Source organism: Pseudoalteromonas sp. GW168-MNA-CIBAN-0100 (assembly GCF_040309225.1).
Lineage (GTDB): Bacteria > Pseudomonadota > Gammaproteobacteria > Enterobacterales > Alteromonadaceae > Pseudoalteromonas > Pseudoalteromonas arctica.
In genome coordinates this window covers 1-585 of sequence record NZ_JBEOOL010000088.1, presented here as the reverse complement: position 1 = coordinate 585, position 585 = coordinate 1, and the positions used below count along the sequence as shown (strand labels likewise).

The following is a 585-nucleotide window of genomic DNA, read 5'->3' as shown; positions in this document are numbered from 1 at the left end:
TAATGCCGATCAGTTAAGAAATATTTAACGATCCATTGACCGATCTTCTGGTTAGTTTATAAAGGCTTCTGAATTTATTCAGGAGCCTTTTATTTTGCAACTCACTACCGCACTTTCTCTAGCCAATAGCTACGCACCCAATTCAGAAGGCTTAGGTCAACTGAGTGATTTTTTATGCCCTGAGTTTATCAAACAATGCGCAGAAACCGCAGGTGTCGCGACGATAAGGAAAAGAAGGCTTCCTGTTGAGATGGCCGTTTGGACAGTCATTTGTATGTCGTTTTATCGTGAAGACCCACTGTGGAGTATTGTCAGTAAATTAGGGCTCGCTTTACCAGGTAAAAAAGAACTCGTTGCGCCCAGCGCGGTTGTACAGGCTAGGCAGCGGCTTGGGGCTGATGCCGTTAAACAGGTTTTTGAGCAAAGTCAGCAAATGTGGAATGCTGATGCGAACCATCCCACATGGTGCGGGCTATCACTACTGGGTGTTGATGGTGTCATTTGGCGCACACCGGATACTGCTGAAAATCAACATGCATTCTCCATGTGGAAAAATCAGTATGGTGACACGGCCTTCCCTCAGGT

The 585-nt window shown here is 45.8% G+C and carries 1 protein-coding gene; it reads left to right on the top strand.

Annotation, left to right across the window (positions count from 1 at the left end; translation table 11 throughout):
• Positions 1-94: 94 nt before the first annotated feature.
• On the top strand, positions 95-585 hold a 491-nt coding region (locus tag AAEY62_RS20135; RefSeq protein WP_350556363.1), incomplete at its 3' end, for a transposase domain-containing protein.